The organism is Streptomyces sp. ICC1 (genome assembly GCF_003287935.1).
Lineage (GTDB): Bacteria > Actinomycetota > Actinomycetes > Streptomycetales > Streptomycetaceae > Streptomyces > Streptomyces tritrimontium.
In genome coordinates this window covers 1,672,915-1,696,426 of sequence record NZ_CP030287.1, presented here as the reverse complement: position 1 = coordinate 1,696,426, position 23,512 = coordinate 1,672,915, and the positions used below count along the sequence as shown (strand labels likewise).

22 protein-coding genes, 2 tRNA genes and 2 pseudogenes are annotated in these 23,512 nt (G+C 71.6%); 11 read left to right on the top strand and 15 right to left on the bottom strand.

The features are described 5' to 3' along the window. A complete protein-coding gene (locus tag DRB96_RS08015; protein ID WP_112447783.1) occupies nt 1-816 on the bottom strand; it encodes an SOS response-associated peptidase in 816 nt (271 codons plus the stop codon). Between the two features lie 53 nt (nt 817-869). Between DRB96_RS08015 and DRB96_RS08010 the strand changes: the two genes are divergently transcribed. The 4 genes from DRB96_RS08010 (at nt 870) to DRB96_RS07995 (ending at nt 4,499) form a co-directional block, all read left to right on the top strand. Further along, nucleotides 870-1,583, top strand: coding sequence for a M50 family metallopeptidase (locus DRB96_RS08010; protein ID WP_112447782.1), 714 nt, complete (start codon nt 870-872; stop codon nt 1,581-1,583). Between the two features lie 100 nt (nt 1,584-1,683). Further along, complete coding sequence (gene aroA / locus DRB96_RS08005; RefSeq protein ID WP_112453283.1) at nt 1,684-3,036, top strand: 3-phosphoshikimate 1-carboxyvinyltransferase; 1,353 nt, start codon at nt 1,684-1,686, stop codon at nt 3,034-3,036. 8 nt (nt 3,037-3,044) lie between these two features. Continuing rightward, nucleotides 3,045-4,055 carry a ribosome small subunit-dependent GTPase A gene (rsgA, locus tag DRB96_RS08000; RefSeq protein ID WP_112447781.1) on the top strand — a complete coding sequence of 337 codons (1,011 nt, stop codon included), beginning with the start codon at nt 3,045-3,047 and terminating at the stop codon, nt 4,053-4,055. Nucleotides 4,056-4,175: 120 nt separating this feature from the next. Continuing rightward, nucleotides 4,176-4,499 carry a multidrug efflux SMR transporter gene (locus DRB96_RS07995; protein WP_112447780.1) on the top strand — a complete coding sequence of 108 codons (324 nt, stop codon included), beginning with the start codon at nt 4,176-4,178 and terminating at the stop codon, nt 4,497-4,499. Here the strand turns inward: DRB96_RS07995 and DRB96_RS07990 are convergent. Next, nucleotides 4,465-5,064 carry a TetR/AcrR family transcriptional regulator gene (locus tag DRB96_RS07990; RefSeq protein WP_239516058.1) on the bottom strand — a complete coding sequence of 200 codons (600 nt, stop codon included), beginning with the start codon at nt 5,062-5,064 and terminating at the stop codon, nt 4,465-4,467. The two genes, DRB96_RS07995 and DRB96_RS07990, sit on opposite strands and share 35 nt — an antisense overlap. A gap of 107 nt (nt 5,065-5,171) precedes the next feature. Here DRB96_RS07990 and hisN point away from each other — a divergent pair, with 107 nt between their 5' ends. After that, complete coding sequence (hisN, locus tag DRB96_RS07985; protein ID WP_112447779.1) at nt 5,172-5,984, top strand: histidinol-phosphatase; 813 nt, start codon at nt 5,172-5,174, stop codon at nt 5,982-5,984. A 174-nt stretch (nt 5,985-6,158) separates the two neighbouring features. Then, nucleotides 6,159-6,560, top strand: a complete 402-nt coding sequence (locus tag DRB96_RS07980; protein ID WP_112447778.1) for a CBS domain-containing protein — start codon at nt 6,159-6,161, stop codon at nt 6,558-6,560. 133 nt (nt 6,561-6,693) lie between these two features. On the opposite strand, the gene DRB96_RS07975 is transcribed toward DRB96_RS07980, so the two are convergent. Next, nucleotides 6,694-8,166: a catalase gene (locus tag DRB96_RS07975; protein ID WP_112447777.1), complete on the bottom strand. Its 1,473-nt coding sequence runs from the start codon at nt 8,164-8,166 to the stop codon at nt 6,694-6,696. A gap of 130 nt (nt 8,167-8,296) precedes the next feature. Here DRB96_RS07975 and DRB96_RS07970 point away from each other — a divergent pair, with 130 nt between their 5' ends. Further along, nucleotides 8,297-8,713, top strand: coding sequence for a Fur family transcriptional regulator (locus DRB96_RS07970; RefSeq protein WP_112447776.1), 417 nt, complete (start codon nt 8,297-8,299; stop codon nt 8,711-8,713). 126 nt (nt 8,714-8,839) lie between these two features. On the opposite strand, the gene DRB96_RS07965 is transcribed toward DRB96_RS07970, so the two are convergent. The 4 genes from DRB96_RS07965 to DRB96_RS07950 form a co-directional block, all read right to left on the bottom strand. After that, nucleotides 8,840-8,913, bottom strand: a tRNA-Met gene (locus tag DRB96_RS07965). A 110-nt stretch (nt 8,914-9,023) separates the two neighbouring features. After that, the gene (locus DRB96_RS07960; RefSeq protein WP_112447775.1) at nt 9,024-10,979 is read right to left on the bottom strand and encodes a tetratricopeptide repeat protein; all 1,956 of its coding nucleotides are present in this window, start codon (nt 10,977-10,979) and stop codon (nt 9,024-9,026) included. 206 nt (nt 10,980-11,185) lie between these two features. Continuing rightward, nucleotides 11,186-11,259: transfer RNA gene (locus DRB96_RS07955), tRNA-Met, on the bottom strand. Between the two features lie 44 nt (nt 11,260-11,303). Continuing rightward, nucleotides 11,304-14,186: a UPF0182 family protein gene (locus DRB96_RS07950; protein ID WP_239516759.1), complete on the bottom strand. Its 2,883-nt coding sequence runs from the start codon at nt 14,184-14,186 to the stop codon at nt 11,304-11,306. Nucleotides 14,187-14,334: 148 nt separating this feature from the next. On the opposite strand from DRB96_RS07950, the gene DRB96_RS07945 reads away from it, so the two are divergent. Next, entirely contained in the window at nt 14,335-14,907 is a 573-nt protein-coding gene (locus tag DRB96_RS07945; RefSeq protein WP_204357676.1) for a PPA1309 family protein, read from the top strand. Nucleotides 14,908-14,947: 40 nt separating this feature from the next. Here DRB96_RS07945 and DRB96_RS07940 read toward each other — a convergent pair whose 3' ends face one another. The 4 genes from DRB96_RS07940 to DRB96_RS07925 form a co-directional block, all read right to left on the bottom strand. Next, nucleotides 14,948-16,036, bottom strand: coding sequence for a PDZ domain-containing protein (locus DRB96_RS07940; protein WP_112447772.1), 1,089 nt, complete (start codon nt 16,034-16,036; stop codon nt 14,948-14,950). Nucleotides 16,037-16,122: 86 nt separating this feature from the next. Beyond that, the gene (locus DRB96_RS07935; RefSeq protein WP_112447771.1) at nt 16,123-16,320 is read right to left on the bottom strand and encodes a hypothetical protein; all 198 of its coding nucleotides are present in this window, start codon (nt 16,318-16,320) and stop codon (nt 16,123-16,125) included. 125 nt (nt 16,321-16,445) lie between these two features. Further along, entirely contained in the window at nt 16,446-16,907 is a 462-nt protein-coding gene (locus tag DRB96_RS07930; RefSeq protein ID WP_112447770.1) for a molybdenum cofactor biosynthesis protein MoaE, read from the bottom strand. Between the two features lie 146 nt (nt 16,908-17,053). Next, nucleotides 17,054-18,223, bottom strand: coding sequence for an SDR family oxidoreductase (locus DRB96_RS07925; protein ID WP_112447769.1), 1,170 nt, complete (start codon nt 18,221-18,223; stop codon nt 17,054-17,056). A 216-nt stretch (nt 18,224-18,439) separates the two neighbouring features. Between DRB96_RS07925 and DRB96_RS07920 the strand changes: the two genes are divergently transcribed. Next, entirely contained in the window at nt 18,440-19,861 is a 1,422-nt protein-coding gene (locus DRB96_RS07920; RefSeq protein WP_112447768.1) for a zinc-dependent metalloprotease, read from the top strand. After that, complete coding sequence (locus tag DRB96_RS07915) at nt 19,858-20,382, top strand: NUDIX hydrolase (RefSeq protein WP_112447767.1); 525 nt, start codon at nt 19,858-19,860, stop codon at nt 20,380-20,382. The genes DRB96_RS07920 and DRB96_RS07915 overlap by 4 nt, the downstream gene beginning before the upstream one ends. A gap of 83 nt (nt 20,383-20,465) precedes the next feature. On the opposite strand, the gene DRB96_RS07910 is transcribed toward DRB96_RS07915, so the two are convergent. From DRB96_RS07910 to DRB96_RS07900, 3 genes and pseudogenes are all read right to left on the bottom strand, one after another. Beyond that, nucleotides 20,466-21,221 carry an AIM24 family protein gene (locus DRB96_RS07910; RefSeq protein WP_112447766.1) on the bottom strand — a complete coding sequence of 252 codons (756 nt, stop codon included), beginning with the start codon at nt 21,219-21,221 and terminating at the stop codon, nt 20,466-20,468. A gap of 17 nt (nt 21,222-21,238) precedes the next feature. Continuing rightward, nucleotides 21,239-21,919, bottom strand: a complete 681-nt coding sequence (locus DRB96_RS07905; protein ID WP_112447765.1) for an AIM24 family protein — start codon at nt 21,917-21,919, stop codon at nt 21,239-21,241. Between the two features lie 29 nt (nt 21,920-21,948). Further along, nucleotides 21,949-22,767, bottom strand: a pseudogene (locus DRB96_RS07900) (AIM24 family protein); the annotation flags it as partial. Between the two features lie 11 nt (nt 22,768-22,778). Here DRB96_RS07900 and DRB96_RS44380 point away from each other — a divergent pair. Further along, nucleotides 22,779-22,922, top strand: a pseudogene (locus DRB96_RS44380) (3-phosphoshikimate 1-carboxyvinyltransferase); the annotation flags it as partial. Between the two features lie 174 nt (nt 22,923-23,096). Here the strand turns inward: DRB96_RS44380 and DRB96_RS07890 are convergent. Beyond that, nucleotides 23,097-23,375 (bottom strand): WhiB family transcriptional regulator, encoded by a 279-nt coding sequence (locus DRB96_RS07890; RefSeq protein WP_112447764.1) that lies wholly within the window; start codon nt 23,373-23,375, stop codon nt 23,097-23,099. Nucleotides 23,376-23,512: the final 137 nt, after the last annotated feature.

Here is a 23,512-nt window from a genome sequence, read left to right as displayed (position 1 = left end):
TCAGAAGAGCGTGCTCTCCTCCGGCGCGGCCAGTTCTTCGAGCATCTCGGGCCCGTTGTTGCGCACGTTGCTCACGGCCGTGGACACCGGGTGGGCGCGCAGCAGCCCGCCCGGCGGCGGGGCGAGCAGTCCCTGGAGCTCGTCGGGGTCGGTCCGCGCCGGGTCCAGCCAGGCGTCCCAGCGGTCCGGGGTGAGCATCAGCGGCATCCGGGGGTGGATCTCGGAGAGCGAGCGCGGGCCGTCGGCCGGGGCGGCGCCCAGCGGTCCGGTCTCGGCCTCCAGGGTGATCACCGAGCAGGTGGCCCACCAGGCGAGCGGGTGCTCGTCGGGCAGGGTCCGGTCGCGCCAGAACTCGTAGATCCCGGCCATGGCGAAGACGGAGCCGTCGCAGGGGCGGACGAAGTAGGGCTGCTTGCGGGCCCGCTTCTTCTTCCCCTCCACCTCCAGCTGCCGCTCGTCGTGGGCGGTGACCCACTCGTAGTAGCCGTCGGCCGGGATGATGCAGCGGCGCTGCGCGAAGGGGCGGCGGAAGGACGGCTTCTCGGCGATGGTCTCGGACCGGGCGTTGATCATCCGGGCGGCGCCGTCGGGATTCTGCGCCCAGGACGGGACGAGTCCCCATCTCAGGACCCTGAGCTGGCGAACCGGACGCGGGCTCGGAGCGTCCTTCAGTGGACGGTCGAGGATGACGTGGACCTCTTTCGTCGGAGCCACGTTCCAGTCGGGGTCCAGGGTCTCCTCGGACTCCCACCGCTCCACGCCGAAGACCTCCACCAGATCCTCGGGCTTGCGACTCGCCGCATACCTTCCGCACATGGCTGCCACACTGCCATGGCACCCGACCACCACCGCAAGGAGTCCGCCACCTCATGGACACGAGCACCACGGCCGGCCTGTGGGACCGGCTCACCGGCATACAGGCGACTCCCGACCTGTGGCTGGTGATCGCGACGGGCCTGGCCGCGCTGGCCGCCGTGGGCCCGCGCCCGCTGTGGCGGCTGTCGCGCAACGCGATCACCATCGCGCACGAGGGCGGGCACGGGCTGCTGGCGCTGCTGACGGGCCGCAGCCTGGACGGGATCCGGCTGCACTCGGACACCAGCGGGGTCACCGTCAGCCGGGGCAAGCCGACCGGCCTCGGGATGATCCTCACCGCCGCCGCCGGGTACACGGCGCCCTCGCTGCTCGGCCTCGGCGGGGCGGCCCTGCTCTCCGCGCACCGGATCACGCTGCTGCTGTGGGTGGCGACCGCCCTGCTGCTGGCGGTGCTGGTGATGATCCGCAACGCCTACGGGCTGCTGACGGTGGTCCTGACGGGCGCCACCTTCGTCCTGGTCTCCTGGCTGGCCACGGCCGACGTCCAGGCGGTCTTCGCCTACGCCGTGGTGTGGTTCCTGCTGCTGGGCGGGGTCCGGCCGGTCTTCGAGCTGGGGGCGAAGCGCCGGCACGGCGGAGCGCCCGACTCGGACGCGGACCAGCTGGGGCGGCTCACCCATGTGCACCCGGTCGTGTGGCTGCTGCTCTTCCACGTCGTCGCGCTGTGCTCGCTCGTCGGCGGCGGCCGCTGGCTGCTCGCCCTCTAGCCTAGGCCGTCTCTTTCGGATCTTGCCGGGCCCGTCCGCCCGCCGAGACGCCCACCGCGATCAAGATCTGCGGCGCCGGGAAGCCATTAAAGTGGTGGCCATGACCGCGACCCCCGCTCTTCCCGCTCTCTGGCCCGCACCGCTCGCCGAATCCGCCGTCCAGGCCACGGTCACCGTGCCCGGGTCGAAGTCGGTCACCAACCGCGCCCTCGTGCTCGCGGCGCTCGCCTCCGAGCCGGGCTGGGTGCGCCGCCCGCTGCGCTCGCGCGACTCCCAGCTGATGTCCGACGCGCTGCGCGCGCTCGGCGTCGGCATCGAGGAGACCGTCTCCTCCAGCTCCGCCGGGGCGGGCGAGAGCGGCGAGGCCTGGCGGATCATCCCGGCCGCGCTGCACGGCCCGGCCACCGTCGACGTCGGCAACGCCGGCACGGTCATGCGCTTCCTGCCGCCCGTCGCCACCCTCGCCTCCGGCGACATCCGCTTCGACGGCGACCCGCGCTCCTACGAGCGCCCCCTCGGCCAGGTCATCACGGCGCTGCGCACCCTCGGCGCCCGCATCGACGACGACGGCCGCGGCGCGCTGCCGCTGACCGTCCAGGGCGGCGGGGCGCTGGAGGGCGGCACCGTCGAGATCGACGCGACCAACTCCTCGCAGTTCGTCTCCGCGCTGCTGCTCTCCGCCCCGCGCTTCAACCAGGGCGTCGAGGTCCGGCACGTGGGCACCAACCTGCCGTCGATGCCGCACATCCGGATGACGGTGGAGATGCTGCGCGCGGCGGGCGCCCAGGTCGACACCCCGGAGGCGGGCGGCGAGAAGAACGTCTGGCGGGTCGCCCCCGGCGCCCTGCTCGGCCGCGACCTGGTCGTGGAGCCGGACCTGTCCAACGCCCAGCCGTTCCTGGCGGCGGCCATGATCACGGGCGGCACGGTGACCATCCCGGACTGGCCTCGCCGCACCACCCAGCCCGGTGATGCGCTGCGCCGGATCTTCACGGAGATGGGCGGCTCCTGCGAGCTGACCGACGCGGGCCTGGTCTTCACCGGCACCGGCAAGATCCACGGCATCGACGTGGACCTGGGCGAGGTCGGCGAGCTCACCCCGGGCATCGCGGCGGTCGCGGCGCTGGCCGACTCGGAGTCCGTGCTGCGCGGCGTCCAGCACCTGCGGCTGCACGAGACGGACCGGCTGGCGGCGCTCACCAAGGAGATCAACGCCCTGGGCGGTGACGTCACGGAGACCGAGGACGGTCTGCGGATCCGGCCGCGCCCGCTGCACGGCGGCACCTTCCACACGTACGACGACCACCGGATGGCCACCGCCGGCGCGGTGATCGGCCTGGCCGTCGAGGGCGTGCTCGTCGAGAACGTGGCGACGACCGCGAAGACGCTGCCGGGCTTCCCGAAGATGTGGTCGGACATGCTCGGCCATCCGCCGCTGGGAACGGGAGCGTAGGGCCCGCCATGCGCAGGTACGGGAAGAACACCGACGAGGACGACATCCGCCAGCGGCCCAACCCCAAGGGCAACCGGCCGCGTACGACCATCCGTCCCAAGCACGAGGACGCGGCCGAGGGATTCGTCCTGACCGTGGACCGGGGCCGGCTCACCTGCCTGGTCGAGGACCGGGCGGTGCACGCCATGAAGGCCCGTGAGCTGGGCCGCAAGGCGGCCGTGGTCGGCGACCGGGTCTGGATCGTCGGTGACCTGTCCGGCAAGAAGGACACCCTCGCCCGCATCGTGCGGATCGAGGAGCGCAAGTCCGTCCTGCGGCGCACCGCCGACGACGACGACCCGTACGAGCGCGTCGTCGTCGCCAACGCCGACCAGCTGGCGATCGTGACGGCGCTGGCCGACCCGGAGCCGCGGCCCCGGATGATCGACCGCTGCCTGGTGGCCGCGTACGACGCCGGGCTGGAGCCGCTGCTGGTGCTCACCAAGTCCGATCTGACCTCCGCGGACAAGATCCTGGAGATCTACTCGACCTTCGGGCTGAAGTACGTGGTGACCAACCGCGAGGAGCTGGCGGCGGGCGACGCGGCCGACCGGGTGCGCGAGTTCCTCAACGGCCGGATCACCGCCTTCGTCGGCCACTCCGGCGTCGGCAAGACCACCCTGGTGAACTCGCTGGTCGCCGAGGGCCGCCAGCGCGCCACCGGCGTGGTCAACGCGGTGACCGGCCGCGGCCGGCACACCACCACCTCGGCGCTCGCGCTGCCGCTGCCGGGCGGCGACGGCTGGGTCATCGACACCCCGGGCGTGCGCTCCTTCGGCCTGCACCACGTGGACCCGTCCCGGGTGATCCTGGCCTTCCCGGAGCTGGTGCCGGGGACGGAGGGGTGCCCGCGCGCGTGCAGCCACGACGAGCCGGACTGCGCGCTCGACAAGTGGGTGGAGGACGGCCACGCGGATCCCGCACGGCTGTACTCGCTGCGCCGGCTGCTCCAGACGCGGGAGCGGCGCGAGGGCGACTGATCGACGCCTTACGGCCCGGCGGGGTTTGCCGTACGGGGTGCCTGGTAAATGCATAATCGCACCAAGTGGTGCGACGGCTGATGCCGGGAGCGCACCACGTGACGCGGGGAGGCATGCGCCATGGCGTGGCTGTTGGTCGTGGTCGCCGGAATCCTGGAAACGGGCTTCGCGGTCTGCCTCAAGCTGTCGCACGGCTTCACCCGGCTGTGGCCGACCATCGCCTTCGCGTGCTTCGCGCTCGGCAGCTTCGGTCTGCTGACGCTGGCCCTGAAGAAGCTGGACGTGGGCCCGGCCTACGCGGTGTGGACGGGCATCGGGGCCGCCGGGACCGCCATCTACGGGATGGTCTTCCTCGGCGACCTGGTCTCCACGCTCAAACTCGTCTCGATCTCGCTGGTCATCCTCGGCGTCATCGGGCTGCAGCTGTCGGGTTCGTCGCACTGAGGCCCGACCCGTTCAGCAGCCGCAGCAGTTCGCCGGAGCCGGGTCCCGGCGGGCCGCCCGGGGCGATCAGGTAGGACACCGCGAGTCGTACGGCCAGCTCGCACCGGTGCGCCCCCTCTCCCGGGGCGAAGGCCGCGGCGGCCCGTTCGCGCACCGCGCGGACCAGTTCGGCGGGGCCCAGCGCGGGCAGTCCCGGCCGCAGACCCCGACCGGCCGGCACGGGTAAGTTCCCGTTCCAGCACCCCGTCAGCAGGGCCCGTACCAGGGGGCGCGCGCCGGCCGCGCTGACGGTCCATTCCGCGACGGCCAGCAGCCGCTCGGCGGGGCCGTCCGGGGAGCCGAGCACCCGGTCCACCCCGTCGAGGTACCAGGCGGCGTCGCGCCGGACCAGGGCGTGGCCCAGGCCCGCCTTGCCGGCGAACTCGTTGTAGAGGGTCTGGCGCGACACCCCGGCGGCGGCCGCCACGTCGACCATCCGCACCGCCGGCCAGGGGCGCGCCGCGAGGGCCGCTCCCGCCGCTTCCAGCAAGGACTCCCGGGCCGTCCGCACCGTCGCCTCCCCCATTGACGTCACCGTCAGAGTTGACGGACCGCCAGGTCCTGTCAAGGGTGCGCGGGCCGCACCGTGGACGCCGCACGCGCGCTCCCCGGCCCTCTCGGTAGGGTTCGGCCATGCCCGAGTATGACGATGACCTGCGCCTTGCCCTCGAACTCGCCGACGCGGCGGACGCCGCCACGATGGAGCGGTTCCGCGCCCTCGACCTGAAGGTCGAGACGAAGCCCGACATGACCCCGGTGAGCGAGGCCGACACCGCCACCGAGGAGATCGTCCGGGCCGGGATCGCCGCCGCGCGGCCCGCCGACGCGATCCTGGGCGAGGAGTACGGCCTCAAGGGCGACGGCCCGCGCCGCTGGGTCGTGGACCCGATCGACGGGACGAAGAACTACGTGCGCGGCGTGCCGGTCTGGGCCACGCTGATCTCCCTGATGGAGGCGGACCCCGAGGACCCGGCCGGGGTCTTCCGGCCCGTCGTCGGCGTGGTGTCCGCCCCGGCGCTGGGCCGCCGCTGGTGGGCGGCGCGCGGCCAGGGCGCGTACGCGGGCGGCGCGCTCGGCGAGACCACCGCGCTCGGGGTGTCCAAGGTCGCCGATCTGGCCGACGCCTCCTTCGCCTACTCCTCGCTGAGCGGCTGGGAGGAGCAGGGGCGGCTGCCCGGCTTCCTGGACCTGACCCGCGCGTGCTGGCGCACCCGGGGCTACGGCGACTTCTGGCCGTACATGATGGTCGCCGAGGGCTCGCTCGACCTGTGCGCCGAGCCGGAGCTGAACCTGTGGGACATGGCGGCCCTGGCGGTCGTGGTGGAGGAGGCCGGCGGCCGCTTCACCGACCTGGACGGGGCGGACGGCGTACACGGCGGGAACGCGGCGGCCTCGAACGGGCTGCTGCACGAGCGGATGCTGGACCTGCTGCGCCCGCGCACCTGACGGGCGCGCGAGGAGGTGCCCGGCGCGCCCCCTTGCACGCCTCCTTGTTGGCACTCCGTGTTCATGGGAATCTGGGACTCCTCCGCTTGTGCGCTTGTGAAGGACTTCTCTAAGTCCGGTCCTTCACGGCGCACCCCACCCGAGCGGAGGGACCCACAGGAGGTGGCTCTCTTCATGCTCGTCCGTGACGCCATGAGCACCGTGATCCTCACCCTCGGACCCACACACACCCTGCGTCAGGCGGCCTGCCTGATGTCCGGCCGGCGCGTCGGCGCGGCGGTCGTCCTCGATCCCGAGCACAGCGGGATCGGCATTCTGACCGAGCGCGACATCCTCAACTCGGTCGGGGCCGGACACGACCCCGACCACGAGTCCGTGGGCGCCCACACCACCAACAACGTGGTCTTCTGCACCCCGGACGCCACCGTGCAGGAAGCCGCCGAGGCGATGGCCCACGGCGGCTTCCGGCACCTGATCGTGCTGGAGGACGGCGGCCCCGTGGGCATCGTCTCCGTCCGCGACGTCATCCGCTGCTGGGCTCCGAGTCGACGGCGCACGGCCCAGCTGGCCGGCTGAACAGCGAGGAGGGCCGGATCCCCTGGACGGGAATCCGGCCCTCCTCATTCGGCGAGCAACCATCAATCGAGATGCCCCCATGGCGGGCAACCACCTCCGCGAGAGCGGCGGCGGTCTAGCCGCGAAGAGGGGTTCAGCCGCGAAGGGCCTGGACCGCGGCTTCCAGACGCTTGCCGAAGTCGCCGTCCGCCTGGCGGAAGTTGTCGATCGCGCGCTCGACGATGTCGTCGCGCGAGACCTTGGCGATGAAGCCGGACAGGTTCTCGACCAGACGGGACTTCTCGTCCTCCGAGTACAGGCGGTAGAGGTTGCCCGCCTGGACGAAGTCGGTGTCCTCGCTGTGCACCGGAGCGGCGTGGTTGCCCGTGCCGCCCGTCACCGGGGTGGAGACCCACAGCGGGCGGTCCGTCTGGTGCGGGCCGCCGAAGCTGTTCGGCTCGTAGTTCTTCGCACCCTTGTGGCGGCCGTCGTACAGGTGTCCGTCACGGGAGTTGGTGCGCGCCTCGGTGGCGTGGGGGCGGTTCACCGGCAGGTGGTCGGCGTTGATGCCGACGCGGTAGCGGTGGGCGTCGCCGTAGCCGAAGAGACGGCCCTGGAGCATCTTGTCCGGGGACGGACCGATGCCGGGGACGAAGTGCGCCGGGGAGAAGATCGACTGCTCGACCTCGGCGAAGACGTTCTCCGGGTTGCGGTTGAGCTCCAGCTTGCCGATCTCGATCGGCGGGTAGTCCTCGTGCGGCCACACCTTGGTGAGGTCGAACGGGTTGAAGCGGTACTCGGCCGCCTCGGCCGCCGGCATGATCTGGACCTGCACGGTCCAGGACGGGAAGTCGCCGCGCTCGATCGACTCGCGCAGGTCGCGCTGGTGCGAGTCGGGGTCCTCACCGGCGAGCTGGTTGGCCTCGGCCTGGGTGAGGTTCTTGATGCCCTGGTCGGTCTTGAAGTGGTACTTGACCCAGAAGACCTCGCCGGCCTCGTTGTTCCACTGGAACGTGTGCGAGCCGTAGCCGTTCATGTGGCGGTAGGTCGCCGGGATGCCGCGGTCACCGAACAGCCAGGTCACCTGGTGGGTGGACTCGGGCGACAGACCCCAGAAGTCCCAGACGTTGTCCGCCTCCTGCGAGCCGGTGTACGGGTCGCGCTTCTGGGTGTGGATGAAGTCCGGGAACTTGATGGCGTCCTTGATGAAGAACACCGGGGTGTTGTTGCCGACGAGGTCGTAGTTGCCCTCTTCGGTGTAGAACTTCAGCGCCCAGCCGCGGGGGTCGCGCACGGCGTCGGCCGAGCCGAGGTTGCCCGCGACGGTGGAGAAGCGCAGGAAGGTCTCGGTCTCCTTGCCGACCTCGGACAGGAACTTCGCACGGGTCCACTGCGAGACGTCGCGGGTCAGCGTGAAGGTGCCGTACGCGCCGGCGCCGCGGGCGTGCACCACGCGCTCCGGGATGCGCTCGCGGTTGAAGTGCGCGAGCTTCTCGAGCAGCAGCTGGTCCTGGACCAGAACGGGACCGCCGATGCCGGCCGTCTCGCTGTTCTGGTTGTCGGCAACCGGTGCCCCGGCCTCCGTGGTGAGCGGTCCCTGCTGCGTCACGTGCGCCTCCTGCGTCATTCCTGCATGTCCTGTCCTTGGCCTTCGCCGTATCTGATCCTACGATGGACTTTGTCTAAGTCAAGTAAGCATCCAAGTCCGCACTGATTCGGGAGTTACACCGAATCCCCTCGCTGTTAGGCTGACGTCCATGAGTGACCTGCTGGAACGACTTCGCGGACGCGGATGGCGCATGACCGCACAGCGGCGCGTCGTGGCCGAGGTGCTCGACGGTGACCACGTTCACCTGACGGCCGACGAGGTGCACTCGCGCGCCGTGGCCAGGCTGCCGGAGATCTCGCGCGCGACCGTCTACAACACCCTGGGCGAGCTCGTCACCCTCGGCGAGGTCCTGGAGGTGTCCACGGACCGGCGCGCCAAGCGCTACGACCCGAACGCCCACCGGCCGCACCAGCACCTGGTGTGCGCCCGGTGCGGCGCGATCCGCGACGTCCACCCGGCGGGCAACCCGCTGGCCGACCTGCCCGACACGGAGCGCTTCGGCTTCACGGTGTCGGCGGTCGAGGTGACGTACCGCGGGGTGTGCCCGAACTGCGCCGGCGCGTAACGGGCCGGAAGGACGGCGAAAGGGGGCGGGGGCTCGATGAGCCCCCGCCCCCTTTTCTTCGCTGTCTTGGCGTCCGGAAACGACTGAAGGCCCGGATCCAATGGATCCGGGCCTTCAAGCCTTCAGTAGCGGGGACAGGATTTGAACCTGCGACCTCTGGGTTATGAGCCCAGCGAGCTACCGAGCTGCTCCACCCCGCGTCGGTAAACCTGACTCTACGCGAGCGCGGCGAGCAGATGCAAATCGGTTAACAGGCCGGGTCGCGGGCCGCCCCGAGAGGGCCGCGGGGCGGCCCGGCCCGGGGGCCGGGTCAGGCCGAGAGCTCCTCGGCCAGCGCCTCGCGCAGCCGGGCCGCGCGCTGCGAGACCTCCGCCGGACCCAGCTCCATCGCGCGCACGCACCACTTCTGCCCCTCCGCCAGGTCACCCTGGCGGGCGGCGAGCAGTCCGAGCCGCAGCGCCGCCCGGCCGTGACCGGCCACCGCCGCCCGCGTCCACCACAGCGCCGCCTCCGGCTCGTTGCCCTCGCGCGCGAGCAACAGCCCGAGGTTGAAGGCCCCGTTGCGCGAGCCCGCCTCCGCCGCCTCGCGGTACCACCGCGCGGCGAGCCCCAGCTCGCCCCGCGCGGCGGCGAGCATGCCGATGCGCACCTGCGCCCGCCGGTGCCCCAGCTCGGCCGCCCGCTCGTACCACTCCTCGCCCTCGGTCTTGGGCGCGCCGCCCACCGGCTCGCCCAGTGCCACCGGCTCCGGCGGCGGGGCCAGCGACTCCAGCAGGGAGGCCAGCCGGAAGGCCGCCTCCGCACTGCCGCCGCCCGCCGCGCACCGCAGGTGGCGCTCGGCGGCCCGCTCCTCGCCGTCCCGGACCAGCGCGATGCCGACCTGGAGCGCCGCGTCGGTGTGTCCGGCGGACGCGGCCCGCTCGTACCACTTCAGCGCGGTGCGGTCCTCGTCGCGGCTGGCGAACAGGATCCCGAGGTTGAAGGCCGCGTCCACGCTGCCGGCTTCGGCCGCCTTGGAGAACCACGGCTCGGCACCCGCCGCGTCCCCGCCCTGCAGCAGCAGGATGGCCAGCGCGTTGGCCGCCTCGCGGTGCCCCGCGTACGCGGCGCGCCGGTACCACTGCTCGGCCTGCGCGGTCCGCTCCTGCGCGGCGCACAGCAGCGCGAGGTTGTACGCCCCGTTCTGGTCGCCGGCGTCCATCGCGGCCCGGTACCACTTCTCCGCGGTCTGGGTCTCGCCCCGCGCGGCGTGCAGCGCGCCCAGCGCGTTCGCCGCGTTGCCGTCACCGTCCTGGGCCGCCCGCAGCCACCACGTGGCCGCGTTCTCCTCGTCGCCGGCGTCGCGCAGCAGGAAGCCGAGCGCGCACGCCGCCCGCGGCTCGCCCTGCTTGGCGGAGGTCAGGTACCAGCGCCCGGCCTCCTTCAGCTCCCCGCGCGCCTCCAGCAGCGTGCCCAGGTGCAGGGCGGCGCGCCGGTGCCCGCGCGCGGCGGCCTGCCGGTACCACTGCTCGGCCTCGGCGGGGTCCCCCTTGCGCAGGTGCCGTGCCAGCCGGTAGGCGGCCTCGCGGTGCCCCTGTTCGGCGGCGGCACGGAACCAGCGCTCGACGCCCTTGTCCCCGCGGTGCTCGAGCAGGTCCGCGAGCCCGTACGCACCCAGCGCGTGGCCGGATTCCGCCGCCTGGCGCATCCAGTACTCGGCCGCGGGCTCGTCGCCGCGCTCGCGGTAGTGGCGGCCCAGGGCGTGCGCGGCGGGAGCGGACCCGGCCACGGCGGCCACGCGCCACCAGCCGGCGGCCTCTTCGGGGTAGCCGCGCTGGTGCAGGAGCACGCCGAGGTTGTTGGCGGCGGCGCGGTCGCCCTCCCCCGTCGCCCCGCGCAGGTACGGCTCGGCTCCGGCGAGGTCGCCGCGGCGCAGCAGGAGCGCGCCGAGCACGCTCATGGCGCCCGGGTCCCCCTTGTCGGCGGCCACCCGGTGGCGGGCCTCGAGCTCGGCGTCGCTGGCCGCGTCGGCCAGGGTGAACACCTCGTCGTCGAAGACCGCGTCGTCCTGTGCCGTCTGCGGGGTCCGGGGCGTCCGCGCGGCGCGTGTGGCCGGAACAGGCCGCACGGGGTCCACGGCCGTCGTCTCCCGCGCTTCCCGCGTGGTCATCGCGGTCCGCACGTCAACAGCCTGAGCCGCCCCATCGGCCTCGGTACCCGATTCGGCCTCCGCCCTCACAAACCGCCCTGTCTCCAGCAGAGTTGACCTGTCCCCCATAAATCCCATCGTCGCATCACCTGCTACCCGCGTACACCTGGTATGTCGCAGCCAGTGAGGTCACTACAGCGTTTTGTCGACATGCCCACAGAGAGACAAGTCAAACACGTTCGCACCCCAACTCACCCACCCCAGTGACCGCGTCGGTGAAGAACACACATCGCACCGGACATGACGAAGGCCCGGATCCATCGGATCCGGGCCTTCGTTTTCAGTAGCGGGGACAGGATTTGAACCTGCGACCTCTGGGTTATGAGCCCAGCGAGCTACCGAGCTGCTCCACCCCGCGTCGGTGAAACCACAGTATCACGACGCGGGGTGGAGCCATTACCGTCAGCCCGCAGGCTTGGCCGCCTGCAGCTTCGCCTCGGCTTCGATGGCCCGCTTCAGCGCGGCCTGCAGGTCACCCTGGGCCTTTCCGTACGCCGCCCAGTCGCCGGCCTTCAGCGCCTTGTCGGCATCCTCGACCGCCTTCTGCGCGTCCGAGAGGGCCGCCTTGACCGTCGGGTCCTGGCTGGTCGGCGGGGTGGTGGTGCCGTCGCCCGGCGGGGTCGTCGGGTTGGTCGGCGGGGTCGCCGTCTCGGACCCGAACACCACGTTCAGCGCCTTCTCGAGGGTGTCCTCGAAGGCCGTCTGACCGCCGTAGGTCACGAGCACCTTGCGCAGCAGCGGGTACTTCAGCCCGGAGCTGCGCACGTACACCGGCTCCACGTAGAGCATTCCGCCGTCGAGCGGGACCGAGAGCAGGTTCCCGTACTCGACCTCGGAGTCGCCACCGCGCAGCAGGCGGATGGACTCGGCGATCTTCGGCTCGGACTGGAACTTGCTCTGGACCTGCTTGGGGCCGTCGACCGGCTTGCTGGTCGGCAGCTTCAGGATTCTGATCTTGCCGTAGTCCGGGGTGCCCGGATCGGCGTTGACCGCCATGAAGGCGCTCAGGTTGTCGCGCTCGTTCGGCGTGAACGTCGTCGTGAGCGAGAAGACCTGGTCCTTCTCCTTCTGCCCCGGCATCTTCATCGACTGGTAGTACGGCGGGACCGCCGTGCCCGGCTTCGCGGTCGGGTCGTCCGGGACGGCCCAGGCCTCACTGCCGCTGAGGAAGGTCTGCGGGTCGGTGACGTGGTAGCGGGTCAGCAGCTCGCGCTGGACCTTGAAGAGGTCCTGCGGGTAGCGCATGTGGTCCATGAGCGTCTTGGAGATCTCGCTCTTGGCCTTGACCGTGCCCGGGAACGCCTTCATCCACGTCTTGAGGATCGGGTCCTGGGTGTCCCACTGGTACAGGTCGACCGTGCCGTCGTACGCGTCGACGGTGGCCTTCACCGAGTTGCGGATGTAGTTGACCTGGTTCTCCTGGGCCACCACGGCGCGCTGGTTGTTCGTCAGCGAGTCGTGGGTGCTCTCGCCCAGCGTGGTGCGCGAGGCGTAGGGGTAGCCGTTGGTCGTCGTGTACGCGTCGACGATCCACTTGATCCGGCCGTCGATGACCGCCGGGTACGGGGCGCCGTCGATGGTCAGCCACGGGGCGACGGCCTCGACGCGCTCCTTGGGCGTGCGGTTGTACAGGATCCGCGAGCCCTCGCCGATGGCGCCGGAGTACATGATCTGCGGCTCGCTGAAGGCGAGCGCGTACGCGGCACGGTTGACCGGGTTGTCGAGGTTGACGCCGGAGTCGCCCTTGTAGCTCGTCTCCTTCTCGCCCTTGTCGTCCGAGTAGTCGAGCTCCTTCTGCGGTCCGCCGACGATCGAGTACTGCTTCGTCTGCTCGCCGTAGTAGACCCGCTGCTCGAAGTCCGAGCCGAACATGCCCTTGGAGGGCAGGTCGGACTGGGTGAAGTCCGGCGCGCCCTGGTCTCCGACCGTGGTGCCCTTGGCGGCGACCACGCCGTAGCCGTGGGTGTACTTGAAGTGGTCGTTGATCCAGTTGTTCTTCGGGATGCCGCCGATGTTCAGCTCGCGCAGGCCGATGACCGTGTCCTGGCCGCTGTACCGGTCGACGGCGAGCGTCGACGGGAAGGCGTAGTAGCCCTTGACCTGCTGGAGCTGCTGGAAGGCCGGGGAGACGATGTTCGGGTCCAGGATGCGGATGCTGGCGGTCGTGTCGGCCGCCTTGCGCAGCTGGGCCTTGTCGGTCCCCTCGGCCGGGACGCCGGCGTAGTCCGTCACGTCCGAGCCGGCGACCCCGTAGGCGTCGCGCGTCGCCTTGATGTTCTTCTCGACGTACGGGGATTCCTTGGCCTGCTCGTTCGGCTGGACCTGGAACTTCTGCACGATCGCCGGGTACAGCCCGCCGATCAGGATCGCCGAGAGGACCATCAGGCCGAAGCCGATCACCGGGAGCTGCCAGGTGCGCCGCCACAGCGTCGCGAAGAACAGCACCGCGCAGATCGCCGCGATGGCCACGAGGATCGTCTTGGCCGGCAGGTAGGCGTTGGCGTCGACGTAGCGCAGGCCGGTCCAGTTGTCCGCGGCCTTGAAGTCACTGGACTTCACGGCCAGGCCGTACCGGTCGAGCCAGTACGCGACCGCCTTGAGGGTGACGAAGAGACCGAGCAGCACCGACAGGTGGCCGGTCGCCGCGGCGGTGGCCCGCGCACCCGGGCTGGTGACGCGCAGTCCCCCGTAGAGGTAGTGCACGACGGCGGCGGCGATCACCGAGAGCACGACCGCGGCGAAGCCGAAGCCGAGCAGGAAGCGGTACCAGGGCAGGTCGAAGGTGTAGAACGACACGTCCAGGTTGAACTGCGGGTCCTTCTGGCCGAAGGGCACCCCGTTCACATACATCAGCCAGGTCTTCCACTGGCCCGCCGCCGAGGCGCCCGCGATCAGGCCGACCAGCGCGGCGATGCCCAGGAGCAGCCACTTGCGGTACGGCGCGACGCTCATCCGGTAGCGGTCGAGGCTCTGCTGCTCCATCGACATCGCGCTGAGCGGCGGGCGCAGCCGGTAGGCCAGCCAGATGTTCAGCCCGACGGCACCGGCCATCAGCAGGCCGAAGACGGCGAAGAGGCCGACCTTGGTCCACAGGGTCGTGGTGAAGACGGTGGAGTACTTGACGGAGCGGAACCAGAGCCAGTCGGTCCAGAAGCCCGCGAACATGATGAACGCCATGGCCAGCACGGCCAGGACGCCCAAGGTCATCAGAAGAGTCCGGGCGCGCCGGGACGGGCGGCCGACTCTCATCCGTGGCCCGGAGGGGCCTCCGCCGCGGTCCGGCATCTGGAAAGCCAAGGTGCGCACCTCGAAAGTCGCTGTGTGTAAGTGATGCTCAGATTTCTTCAAAGCATGGGCCCCCGATCGTAGGGCCCACTCATGCAACTTACTGAGGCTTTAGTCAGTTCCCGGTATCCGGTGGAAAGGAGGCAGGATGTTGTCCATGTCCAACCTTTCGCCGTCCCCCGGCACCCCTATGGCGGCAAGCCCGCTGACCCGTGCCGTCCTCGAAATCGACGAGTACGCCTCCACCCTCGGCTGGGACAAGCCCGCGCGGCTGTTCGCCCTGGTCGACACGGCCAAGCTGCGCAAGGAGGCGCCGGGAGTCGCCCGCCAGCTCGGCCTCGACCAGGACGACACGGGCAAGAACCAGCTCACCCCGATCGAGCAGGACGAGGTGCCGGCCGGGACCCCGCTGGACAAGTTCCTGGGAACGATCGCCTGGCCCCCGTCGATCCTCGGCTGCGCGCTGACCGTCGAGCGCCTGATGCTGCCGCCGTCCGCGGAGTCCGCCGTACCGGAGGGGCTCAGCGACAAGCAGCTGGCCCAGTGGGTCGCCGCCCACCCGGACCGGCAGGAGGTGCGGCTGACCGTGGGCGTCCTGCGCGACGGATCGCGGGAGTCGGCCGTACGGCTGCGGGAGAAGGACTCGGCGAACGACGTGCTGACCGGCGCGACCCTGGTTCCGGGGCTCGCGGAGGCACTGTCCGCGACGTTCCTCGACTAGGTCCCGTCCGGGCCGGGGGCCCGGGAGCTCGGGGGCGCGGTCAGGACTTCGTGCACTGCGGCAGTCCGGCCGCGTCCCCCTTGCCGATCTTCTCCAGTGCCTTGACCGCGTCGTCGATGGTGGAGACCTTCACCAGCGTCAGCCCGTCGGGCACGTCGGCCGCGGCGGAGGCGCAGTTCTCGGCGGGCGTCAGGAAGTACTGGGCCCCGGCCTGGCGGGCGCCGATGGTCTTCATCTGGATGCCGCCGATCGGGCCGACCTTGCCCGCGTCGTCGATGGTGCCGGTGCCGGCGATGAACTTGCCGCCGGTCAGGTTCTCCGGGGTGAGCTTGTCGACGATGCCGAGCGCGAACATCAGGCCGGCGCTGGGGCCGCCCACGTCGGCGAGCTTGATGTCGATCGTGAACGGGAAGGTGTGGTCGGTGTCGGCCCGGATGCCGACGATGGCGTGGCCGTCGTCCTCGGCCTTGGCCGAGGTGATCGTGACCTTCGTCGTGCCGGTGGGCTCGCGGTGGGCCTTCTCGGCCTCGGCGGCCTCGGCGGCGGGCACGACGGTGAATTCGACCGGCTCGCCGGCCTTGTGCTTGGTGACGAGCTTGGCCACGTCGCCGGGGGCGTTGACCGGGGTGCCGTCCACTGCCTTGATCACGTCGCCGGCGTGCAGCTTGCCCTCGGAGGGGCTGTCCTTGACCACGGTGGCGACGACCACGCGGGAGGAGACCGGGATGCCGACCTGCTGGAGGGCGGCCACCTTCGCGCTCTCCTGCGACTGGCTGAACTCCTCGGCGTTCTCCTGCGTGGACTCCCGGTCGGTCTTGCCGTTCGGGTACAGGTTCTCGTGCGGTACGACGATGTTGTCGCCGGCCGCCCAGCCGTAGACCGCCTCGAGCAGGTTCATGTCGTAGTCCGCGCCGGTGACGCGGACCGTCGTCATGTTCAGGTGCCCCGTCGTCGGGTAGGTCTTGTGCCCCGAGATGTTCAGGACGGGCTCGCCGTGCGAGTCCCCCAGCGTGTTCACGGTCGGGCCCGGACTCATCTCGGAGTACGGGACCCTCATGAACACCCCTGCGCAGAGCAGGGCGAAGAGCAGCAGGGTGGAAGCGAGCATCGTCGCAGTGCGGCGTGGCATGGATCGACAGTACGGGACGGCCCTGGCGGGCGGCCTGCGGGGCCGGTCCGTACGGGGCCGGGGCGCCTCAGGCGGGGCCGGGCGCCTCAGACGGCGTCGGGGCCGGAGTGCGCGTCCGCCTTCGCCCGGGTCTGTTCTTCCCTGCCCATGGCCTCGCGGAATCTCGCGTAGCCCGCGAGCTCGGATATGTCGCCCGCGGTACGGTCGCGTGCCGCCCAGCTGCCCCATATCGCCGCTCCGACCGCGGCGAACAGCGGAATCAGCAACCACGCCAGTGACGCCATGGGCGTGCCTCCCTACCCCGAAGTACGTGTGTCTGGTGGCTTCAACGCTGGTACCCGGGAGGGGGTTACGCAAATCGAGGGCGTGTTGCGCGTCCGAATGGGGGAAAAAGGGTGGTCTGTGGGTGTCAGCAGGCGCCGACCCACTCCTCCGTGCCGTCCGCGAACGTCTGGTGCTTCCAGATCGGGACCTCGTGCTTGAGGTCGTCGATCAGCATCCGGCAGGCCTCGAAGGCCTCGCCGCGGTGCGGGCAGGAGACGGCCACGACGACCGCGAGGTCGCCGACGGCGAGGTCGCCGACGCGGTGGACGGCGGCGAGGGCTCGGACCGGGTACTTCGCCACGACGCGCTCGGCGACGCGGCGCATCTCGGCCTCGGCCGACGGGTGGCAGGAGTAGCCGAGCTGGTCGACGTCCGCCCCGCTGTCGTGGTTGCGCACCGTGCCGACGAAGAGCGTCGTGCCGCCCGTCGCATCGTCGCCGACGGCCTGGAAGACCTCGTCGATCGAGAGCGGGGTGTCACGGATCGCGAGGAGCCGGATCGGGTCCGGAGCGGCCTGCTCGCCGGGGTGGTCGAAGTGCGGTGCCATACCTTCCATCGTGCCCTAGACCGCCGACTCGGCGGAATAGCCGTTTCACCCGGGCCGCGCCCGCGCCCTTGGGAGCCTCCTACAGGAACCGGGTCCGCCGCCCGGGAGGACCGGGCCCGGCCCGGGCCGCGTCGGCCCGGGCCCCGTCAGATGCCCCGGCGCCTGCGGGCGGCGCGGATCGCGGCGGCGGCGCCCAGCAGCGCGACCGTCGCACCGGCCGCACCCGCCGCGGTGGCGTCCTTGCGCCCCAGCCGGCGGCCCGCGACCGTGTGCCGGCCCGCGACCTCCTGGAGGAGCTCCGCGAGCACCTCCTCGTTCGTCCAGCGCGGCCGCCAGCCCGCCGCGTGCAGCCCGCTGACGCTGACCACCCACGGGTGCATCGTGTACGCCAGGTCCCCGGCCGGGGACGGGGTCAGTCCGATCCGGTGCAGCCGGGCGGCCGCGCCCAGGGCGACGGCGGACGGGAGCTCCATGCGGCGGATCCCGCTCAGCTCCTCGACCTCCTCCTGCTCCAGCCAGCCCTCGCAGCCCACGGCCAGCTCGCCCTCGACCTTCTCCAGCGCCGCGTACTCCAGCGCGCTGACCAGGTCCTCCACGTGGCAGAACTGCCACGTCGGGCGGGACCCGGCCACCACCAGCAGGCGCGGGGACTCGAAGTACCGGGTCAGCGCGGTGTCCGTGCCGCCGACCAGCACCGCCGGACGGACCACGGTGACGTTCAGGCCGGGGTGGGCGCGCGGCGCCCGGCGGCCCAGCCGCTCGATCTCCAGCAGGTCGCCCACGCCGGTCGCCTCGGCGGTGGCCCGCAGCTCGGCGTCCTCGGAGAGCGGGATGTCGTTGTCCGGCAGGGCCCCGTAGACCATCGCCGAGGTGCAGAGCACGACCCGGTGCACCCCGGCCGCCGCGGCGGCGGTGAGCACGGTCTGGGTCCCGCGCACGTTGTACGCCGTACGGGCCGCCGGGTCCGTCTCCAGGTCGAGGTCGAGCGCCAGGTGCACCACGACGTCCGCGCCGCGCAGCTTCTCCGCGATCGCCGGGTCCCGGACGTCCAGGAGGTGCCACTGCGCGGCCGCGCAGTCCCCGCGCCGCTCGTCGATCGCGACGACCTGCTTGACCTCGTCGGACGCGGCCAGCCGGCTCACCAGTGCGGCGCCGACGCCCGACGCGGCTCCGGTCACGGCGATCACGGGGCTGCGCCGCGAGGAACCGTCCGGGTTACGCGGCTGGCGAACGCCCTGGGCGCCGTCACCGTGCCCAGCACGGGATTCGGCCTCGTGCGACCCTCGGCCGTACTCGTCCGAGCCGTGATTGTCCAAAGCGTGCGGATCCGGGGAACTCACCAGGCGTCTCCAGCGGTTGTCTTCAGTAGGGGCGCGCCGTGACGCGTACCTACCAGGTGATGTCCATCCTGCCGCAGGCCGGGAGCCGACGGAGCACCGAGCCCGCAAGCGGGTCTGGTGTCTACGCTGGGTGGTGTTGTCCGACCATTGCCCGCCGGCCCCCGCCGGCGGCCCTACGAGCCGAGGAAACCCGTGAGCGACACCCCATTCGGATTCGGCCTTCCGCCGGAGGAGCCGGAAAGCGGCGACGAAGGCAAGAAGAAGGGCAATCAGGGAGGTCAGAGCGGCCCGGACCCGTTCGGGTTCGGCACGGGCCTGCCCGGAGGCGCCGGCCTGCCCGGGGGCGCCGACAATCCGTTCGCGGCGATGTTCGGCTCGATGAACCCGAACGACCTGGGCGCCGCCTTCCAGCAGCTCGGCCAAATGCTGAGCTACGAGGGCGGGCCGGTCAACTGGGACATGGCCAAGGACATCGCCCGCCAGACCGTGGCCCAGGGCACCTCGGACGGCGTCAAGGACGCCAGCGTGGGCATCGCCGAGAAGTCCGCGGTCGAGGAGGCCATGCGGCTGGCCGACCACTGGCTCGATGACGTCACCTCGCTGCCGTCGGGCGCCGCGACGGCCGTCGCGTGGAGCCGCGCCGAGTGGGTCGAGCAGACCCTCCCGGTGTGGAAGGAGCTCGTGGACCCGGTCGCCGAGCGCGTCGGCGCGGCCATGGGCGGCGTGCTGCCCGAGGAGATGCAGGCCATGGCGGGCCCGCTGCTCGGCATGATGCGCTCCATGGGCGGGGCCATGTTCGGCCAGCAGATCGGCCAGGCCGTGGGCACCCTCGCGGGCGAGGTCGTCGGCTCGACCGACATCGGGCTGCCGCTGGGGCCGGCCGGCAAGGCCGCGCTGCTGCCGCTGAACATCGAGAGCTTCGGCAAGGACCTGGGCGTCTCCTCGGACGAGGTCCGGCTGTACCTGGCGCTGCGCGAGGCCGCCCACGCGCGGCTCTTCGCCCACGTGCCGTGGCTGCGCTCGCACCTGTTCGGCGCGGTCGAGGGGTACGCGCGGGGCATCAAGGTCGACACCTCCAAGCTGGAGGACGTGGTCGGCCAGCTCGACCCGTCGAACCCGGAGCAGTTGCAGGAAGCCCTCCAGGGCGGCATGTTCCAGCCGCAGGACACCCCGGAGCAGAAGGCCGCGCTGGCCCGCCTCGAGACGGCGCTCGCGCTGGTCGAGGGCTGGGTGGACGCGGTCGTGCACGAGGCGGCCAAGCCCCGGCTGACCTCGGCGGACGCCATGCGCGAGACCATGCGCCGGCGGCGCGCCTCCGGCGGCCCGGCGGAGCAGACCTTCGCGACGCTGATCGGGCTGGAACTGCGGCCGCGCCGGCTGCGCGACGCCTCGCGGCTGTGGGCCTCGCTCACCGACGCGCGCGGCGTGGACGGGCGCGACGGGCTGTGGGAGCACCCCGACATGCTGCCGACCGCCTCCGACCTGGACGATCCGGACGGGTTCGTGCACCGGGAGCAGCTCGACTTCTCCGAGATCGACAAGATGCTCGGTGAGGCCGCCGCCCAGAAGCGCGAACAGGACGGCGACGAGCAGGACGGCGAAGACAAGAAGTGAGCCTGCACGACGAAGCGGCGGCGGTCCTGAAGTCCTACGGGGACCAGCCCGAGCTGCGCGACCTGTACCTGGACCACCTGGCCGCGCATCCGGACGGGGTCTACAAGCCCTGTCAGGCCGGGCACATCACCGGGAGCGCGCTGGTGATCGACCCGGCGCGGGGCCGCGTACTGCTGACCCTGCACAAGAAGCTCGGGATGTGGCTCCAGATGGGCGGGCACTGCGAGCCCGGTGACACCACGCTCGCCGGGGTCGCCCTGCGCGAGGCCGTCGAGGAGTCGGGCATCGCGCAGGGGCTGACGCTGCTGCCCGGCGGCCCGGTGCGGCTCGACCGGCACCCGATCCCGGCCCCGTGCAACTGGCACCTGGACGTGCAGTACGCGGCGCTGGCGCCCGCCGAGGCGGTCGAAGCGATCAGCGAGGAGTCGCTGGACCTGCGCTGGTTCCCGTACGGAGAGGTGGCGGCGGTGGCCGACGCCTCGGTGGTGCGGCTGCTGGAGGCGACCCTGGCGCGGCTCTGAGCCGGCGCCGGCCGGACGTGGAAGAGGGGCGGGCCCACCGATGCGGGGCCGCCCCTCTTCCGTGTCCGCGAGCCTGCCGCGGATCAGTTCCAGGCGTTGTTCTGGTTCTGCGCGTGGGCGCCCTGCTGGCCCATGCCGAACTGCGCGGCCGCGCCCTGGCCGATCTGGGCGTTCTGCGGCGGGAGCATCTCGCTGGGCTGGACCAGCGCGAAGCCGGTGCCGAGGAAGCTGAGCTCCCAGCCCTCGCCGGTGTTGCCGCGCCGCCGCCACACGCCGGTGGAGTGCGTCTGGGCCTGCATCTGCACGCGCAGCGAGGTGGACCAGGCGACGATGGCGTCCGCGTCGGCGTTGACGTACTTGTCGGGCGTGACCTGCATCATCAGCGGCTGCCCGGAGGTCATCAGCGCGACCTTGCCGCGGCCGGTGATGTTGAGCTGGTACTTGCCGGAGCCGGAGATCCCGTACTGGCTGTCCACCGCGATGACCTCGGTGTGCAGGGTGGAGTCCAGGGCCAGCACGTAGCTGCTGTCGACGGTGAGGCCGTCCTGGTCCACGTCCAGGACGTGGACGTACTGCGCCAGGTTGGCCAGGTAGACCGTGCCCTGCCCGGAGCAGCGCATGAGGTCCAGGCCCTCGCCGGTGCGGCTGCGGGCGTTTCGCTGGCCGGTGCTCTGGTACTCGCCGTCGAAGTCGATGATCCCCTGGTAGGCGACCATGGCGCCCTTGCGGGCGAGCACGTCGTCGGAGCCGCTGAGCGAGACCCGCAGCAGCTGCGGGTTCTGGACGGCGTACCGCTCCTGGGACTGTGCCTCGGAGTGGGCGAAAAGTGAGCTCTGCATGATGTGTCTTCTCCCCCTCAGCCCCGGGCCCGGAGCCGGTCGGTGCTGTCCTCGCTGGGCTGTACGACGACGATGCCCTGGCCTGAGAAGGCCATCTGGTAGGCCTCCCCGCTGCCCCGGCCGATCATCGACGAGGCCTTGAAGCTGCGCTTGCCCTTGACCTTGAGGTTCGGGGACCAGGCGACGAGCGCGTCGGGGTCGACGTAGGTCTCGTCCTCGCCGCGGCCGCAGTCGACCACGATCGGGGTGCCGCGCGAGGTGATGGCGACCCAGCCGGTGCCGGCGACCGAGACGTTGAACAGGCCCTGGCCGGCGAACTTGGCCATGCCCTTGACCCGCTCGACGCCCCACTGGAGGTGGGCGTCGAAGGCGAGGAGGCTGGTGCCGTTCACCGAGAGCGAGTCGTTGTTGAGGTTGATGACGACGACGTCCGCGCCGTAGTCGGCGAGGTAGAGCAGGCCGTCGCCCGTGCACTTCATCAGCGGGGCGCCCTCGCCGGTGAGCCACTGCGAGGCCATCTGGCGGACGGCCGGCGGGTTGGGCTCGTACTGCACGAAGCCCTCGTAGGCGACCATCGATCCGGTGCGCGCGAAGAGGTCCTGGCCGCTCTGCATGGCGACCTTGAGCATGGCCCGGCCGTGGTTCTCCATGCGGGCCGTGACGGGGGTCGGGGCGTAGCCCGCGAGCTGCTGGTTCATTGCGTTCATGGCATTCATGTGGGGCTCCCTCAGACCTCGTACGGCTGGACGACGATGAAGTTGCCGGGAGCGCCGCGGAACTGGAGGTTCACGGTCTCCCCGCTGTGGCCGGGGTAGGCGTTGCGGCGCAGCCGGACCTGGCTGGAGATGATCACCTGGGCGGCGGAGGACCACGCGACGATGGCGTTGCTGTCGGCGAAGGTGGTCGGGGTGACGGGCAGGACGACGGGCACGCCGTGCGTCTTGACGATCACCGTGCCGGTGCCCTGGAACTGCATGGTGAACAGCGCGCCGCCGGGGATGCCGTGGCCCTCGATGCGGCGGACCTCGTGCTGGAGCGACTCGTCGAAGGCGAGGACGCTCTCGGCGGAGACGCAGATGCCGTCGCCCTGGAGCTCGATGGCGTGCAGGTGGGCGCCGGTCTCCGCGAGGAAGACCTGGCCGCGGCCGGTGCAGCGCATCAGCTGCATTTCCTGGCCGGTGGCGTTGCCGACGATGCGGCCGGCGAAGCCCGCGCCCTTGTAGCTGAAGTCGACCTTGCCCTGGTAGAGGACCATGCTGCCCTGCCGGGCGAGGACGGCCTGACCGCCCATCGACAGGTCGACGCGCATGAGCTGCTGGTTCTGCGGGGTCCAGCGGGCGCCCGTGGGGGCTTCCTTGTACGGCTGGAGGGCGGCGGCGAGTCCGGCGCCGGCGGCGGGAGCCGCCTGCATGGGCTGGCCGTAGCCGGGGGGCTGCTGGCCGTACGGGGGCGGCTGCTGGCCGGGGAACTGGCCGGGAGCCTGTCCGGGGACCTGGCCGTACGAGGGCTGCGGCTGCTGCCCGTACGGCCCGGGCTGCTGCGGCTGCTGGCCTCCATATCTCGAACGGGCTCGCCGGCGGCCGGATCGAGCTGGACTCCGGGCTCAGCAGCCAGTACCTCTCCGGTCTGCTGATGGCCGCCCCGCTGATGGCCGGGCCGCTCACGGTGGACGTACCGCGCCTGGTCCGCCGGCCGTACGTGGACATGACCCTGGCCCTTATGCGGCACTTCCGGGCCGCCGTGGAGGGGGCGGCGCGCCCGGGTGCGAGCTCCTCGCAGAGTTCGGGGAACTGGCGGATCAGCGAGGCGATCCAGAGTGCGGTGTCGCCGGAGTTGTGGCCGGCGTTGTGGCCGGTGGTGTCGCCGGCGGTGCGGTCAGGCACGGAGGCTCCCGGGGGAAGAGGGGATGGCGGCGGGCCGGCCGTTGCGCCACAGGCGTCCGGCGCAGACTCCGTCGAACCAGCTCTCGGACGGCGCGACGGCCTCTTCGCACTCGCGCCGGACGGGGCAGGCGGCGCAGGCGCGCAGGGCGGGGGCCGCGTCCTTGGCCCGCCGCGCGAAGACGACGTCCGGGGGGAGGGCGGCGCACGCGGCGGAGGCCTGCCAGGGCGAGGGGGCGGTGTCGGGCGGGGCTGAGTACGGAACAAAGGGCATGGCGACTCCGCGACGGTGGGGCTGCCGTGGCTCACGGCCAGCCCACTGTTACACGTTGCGTGCGAGCACGCAATCAAGATCCCTCTACTTAAGGTGTGCCTAATTGGTGAAGGGTATAATTCTGTGCGCGCAAGCAC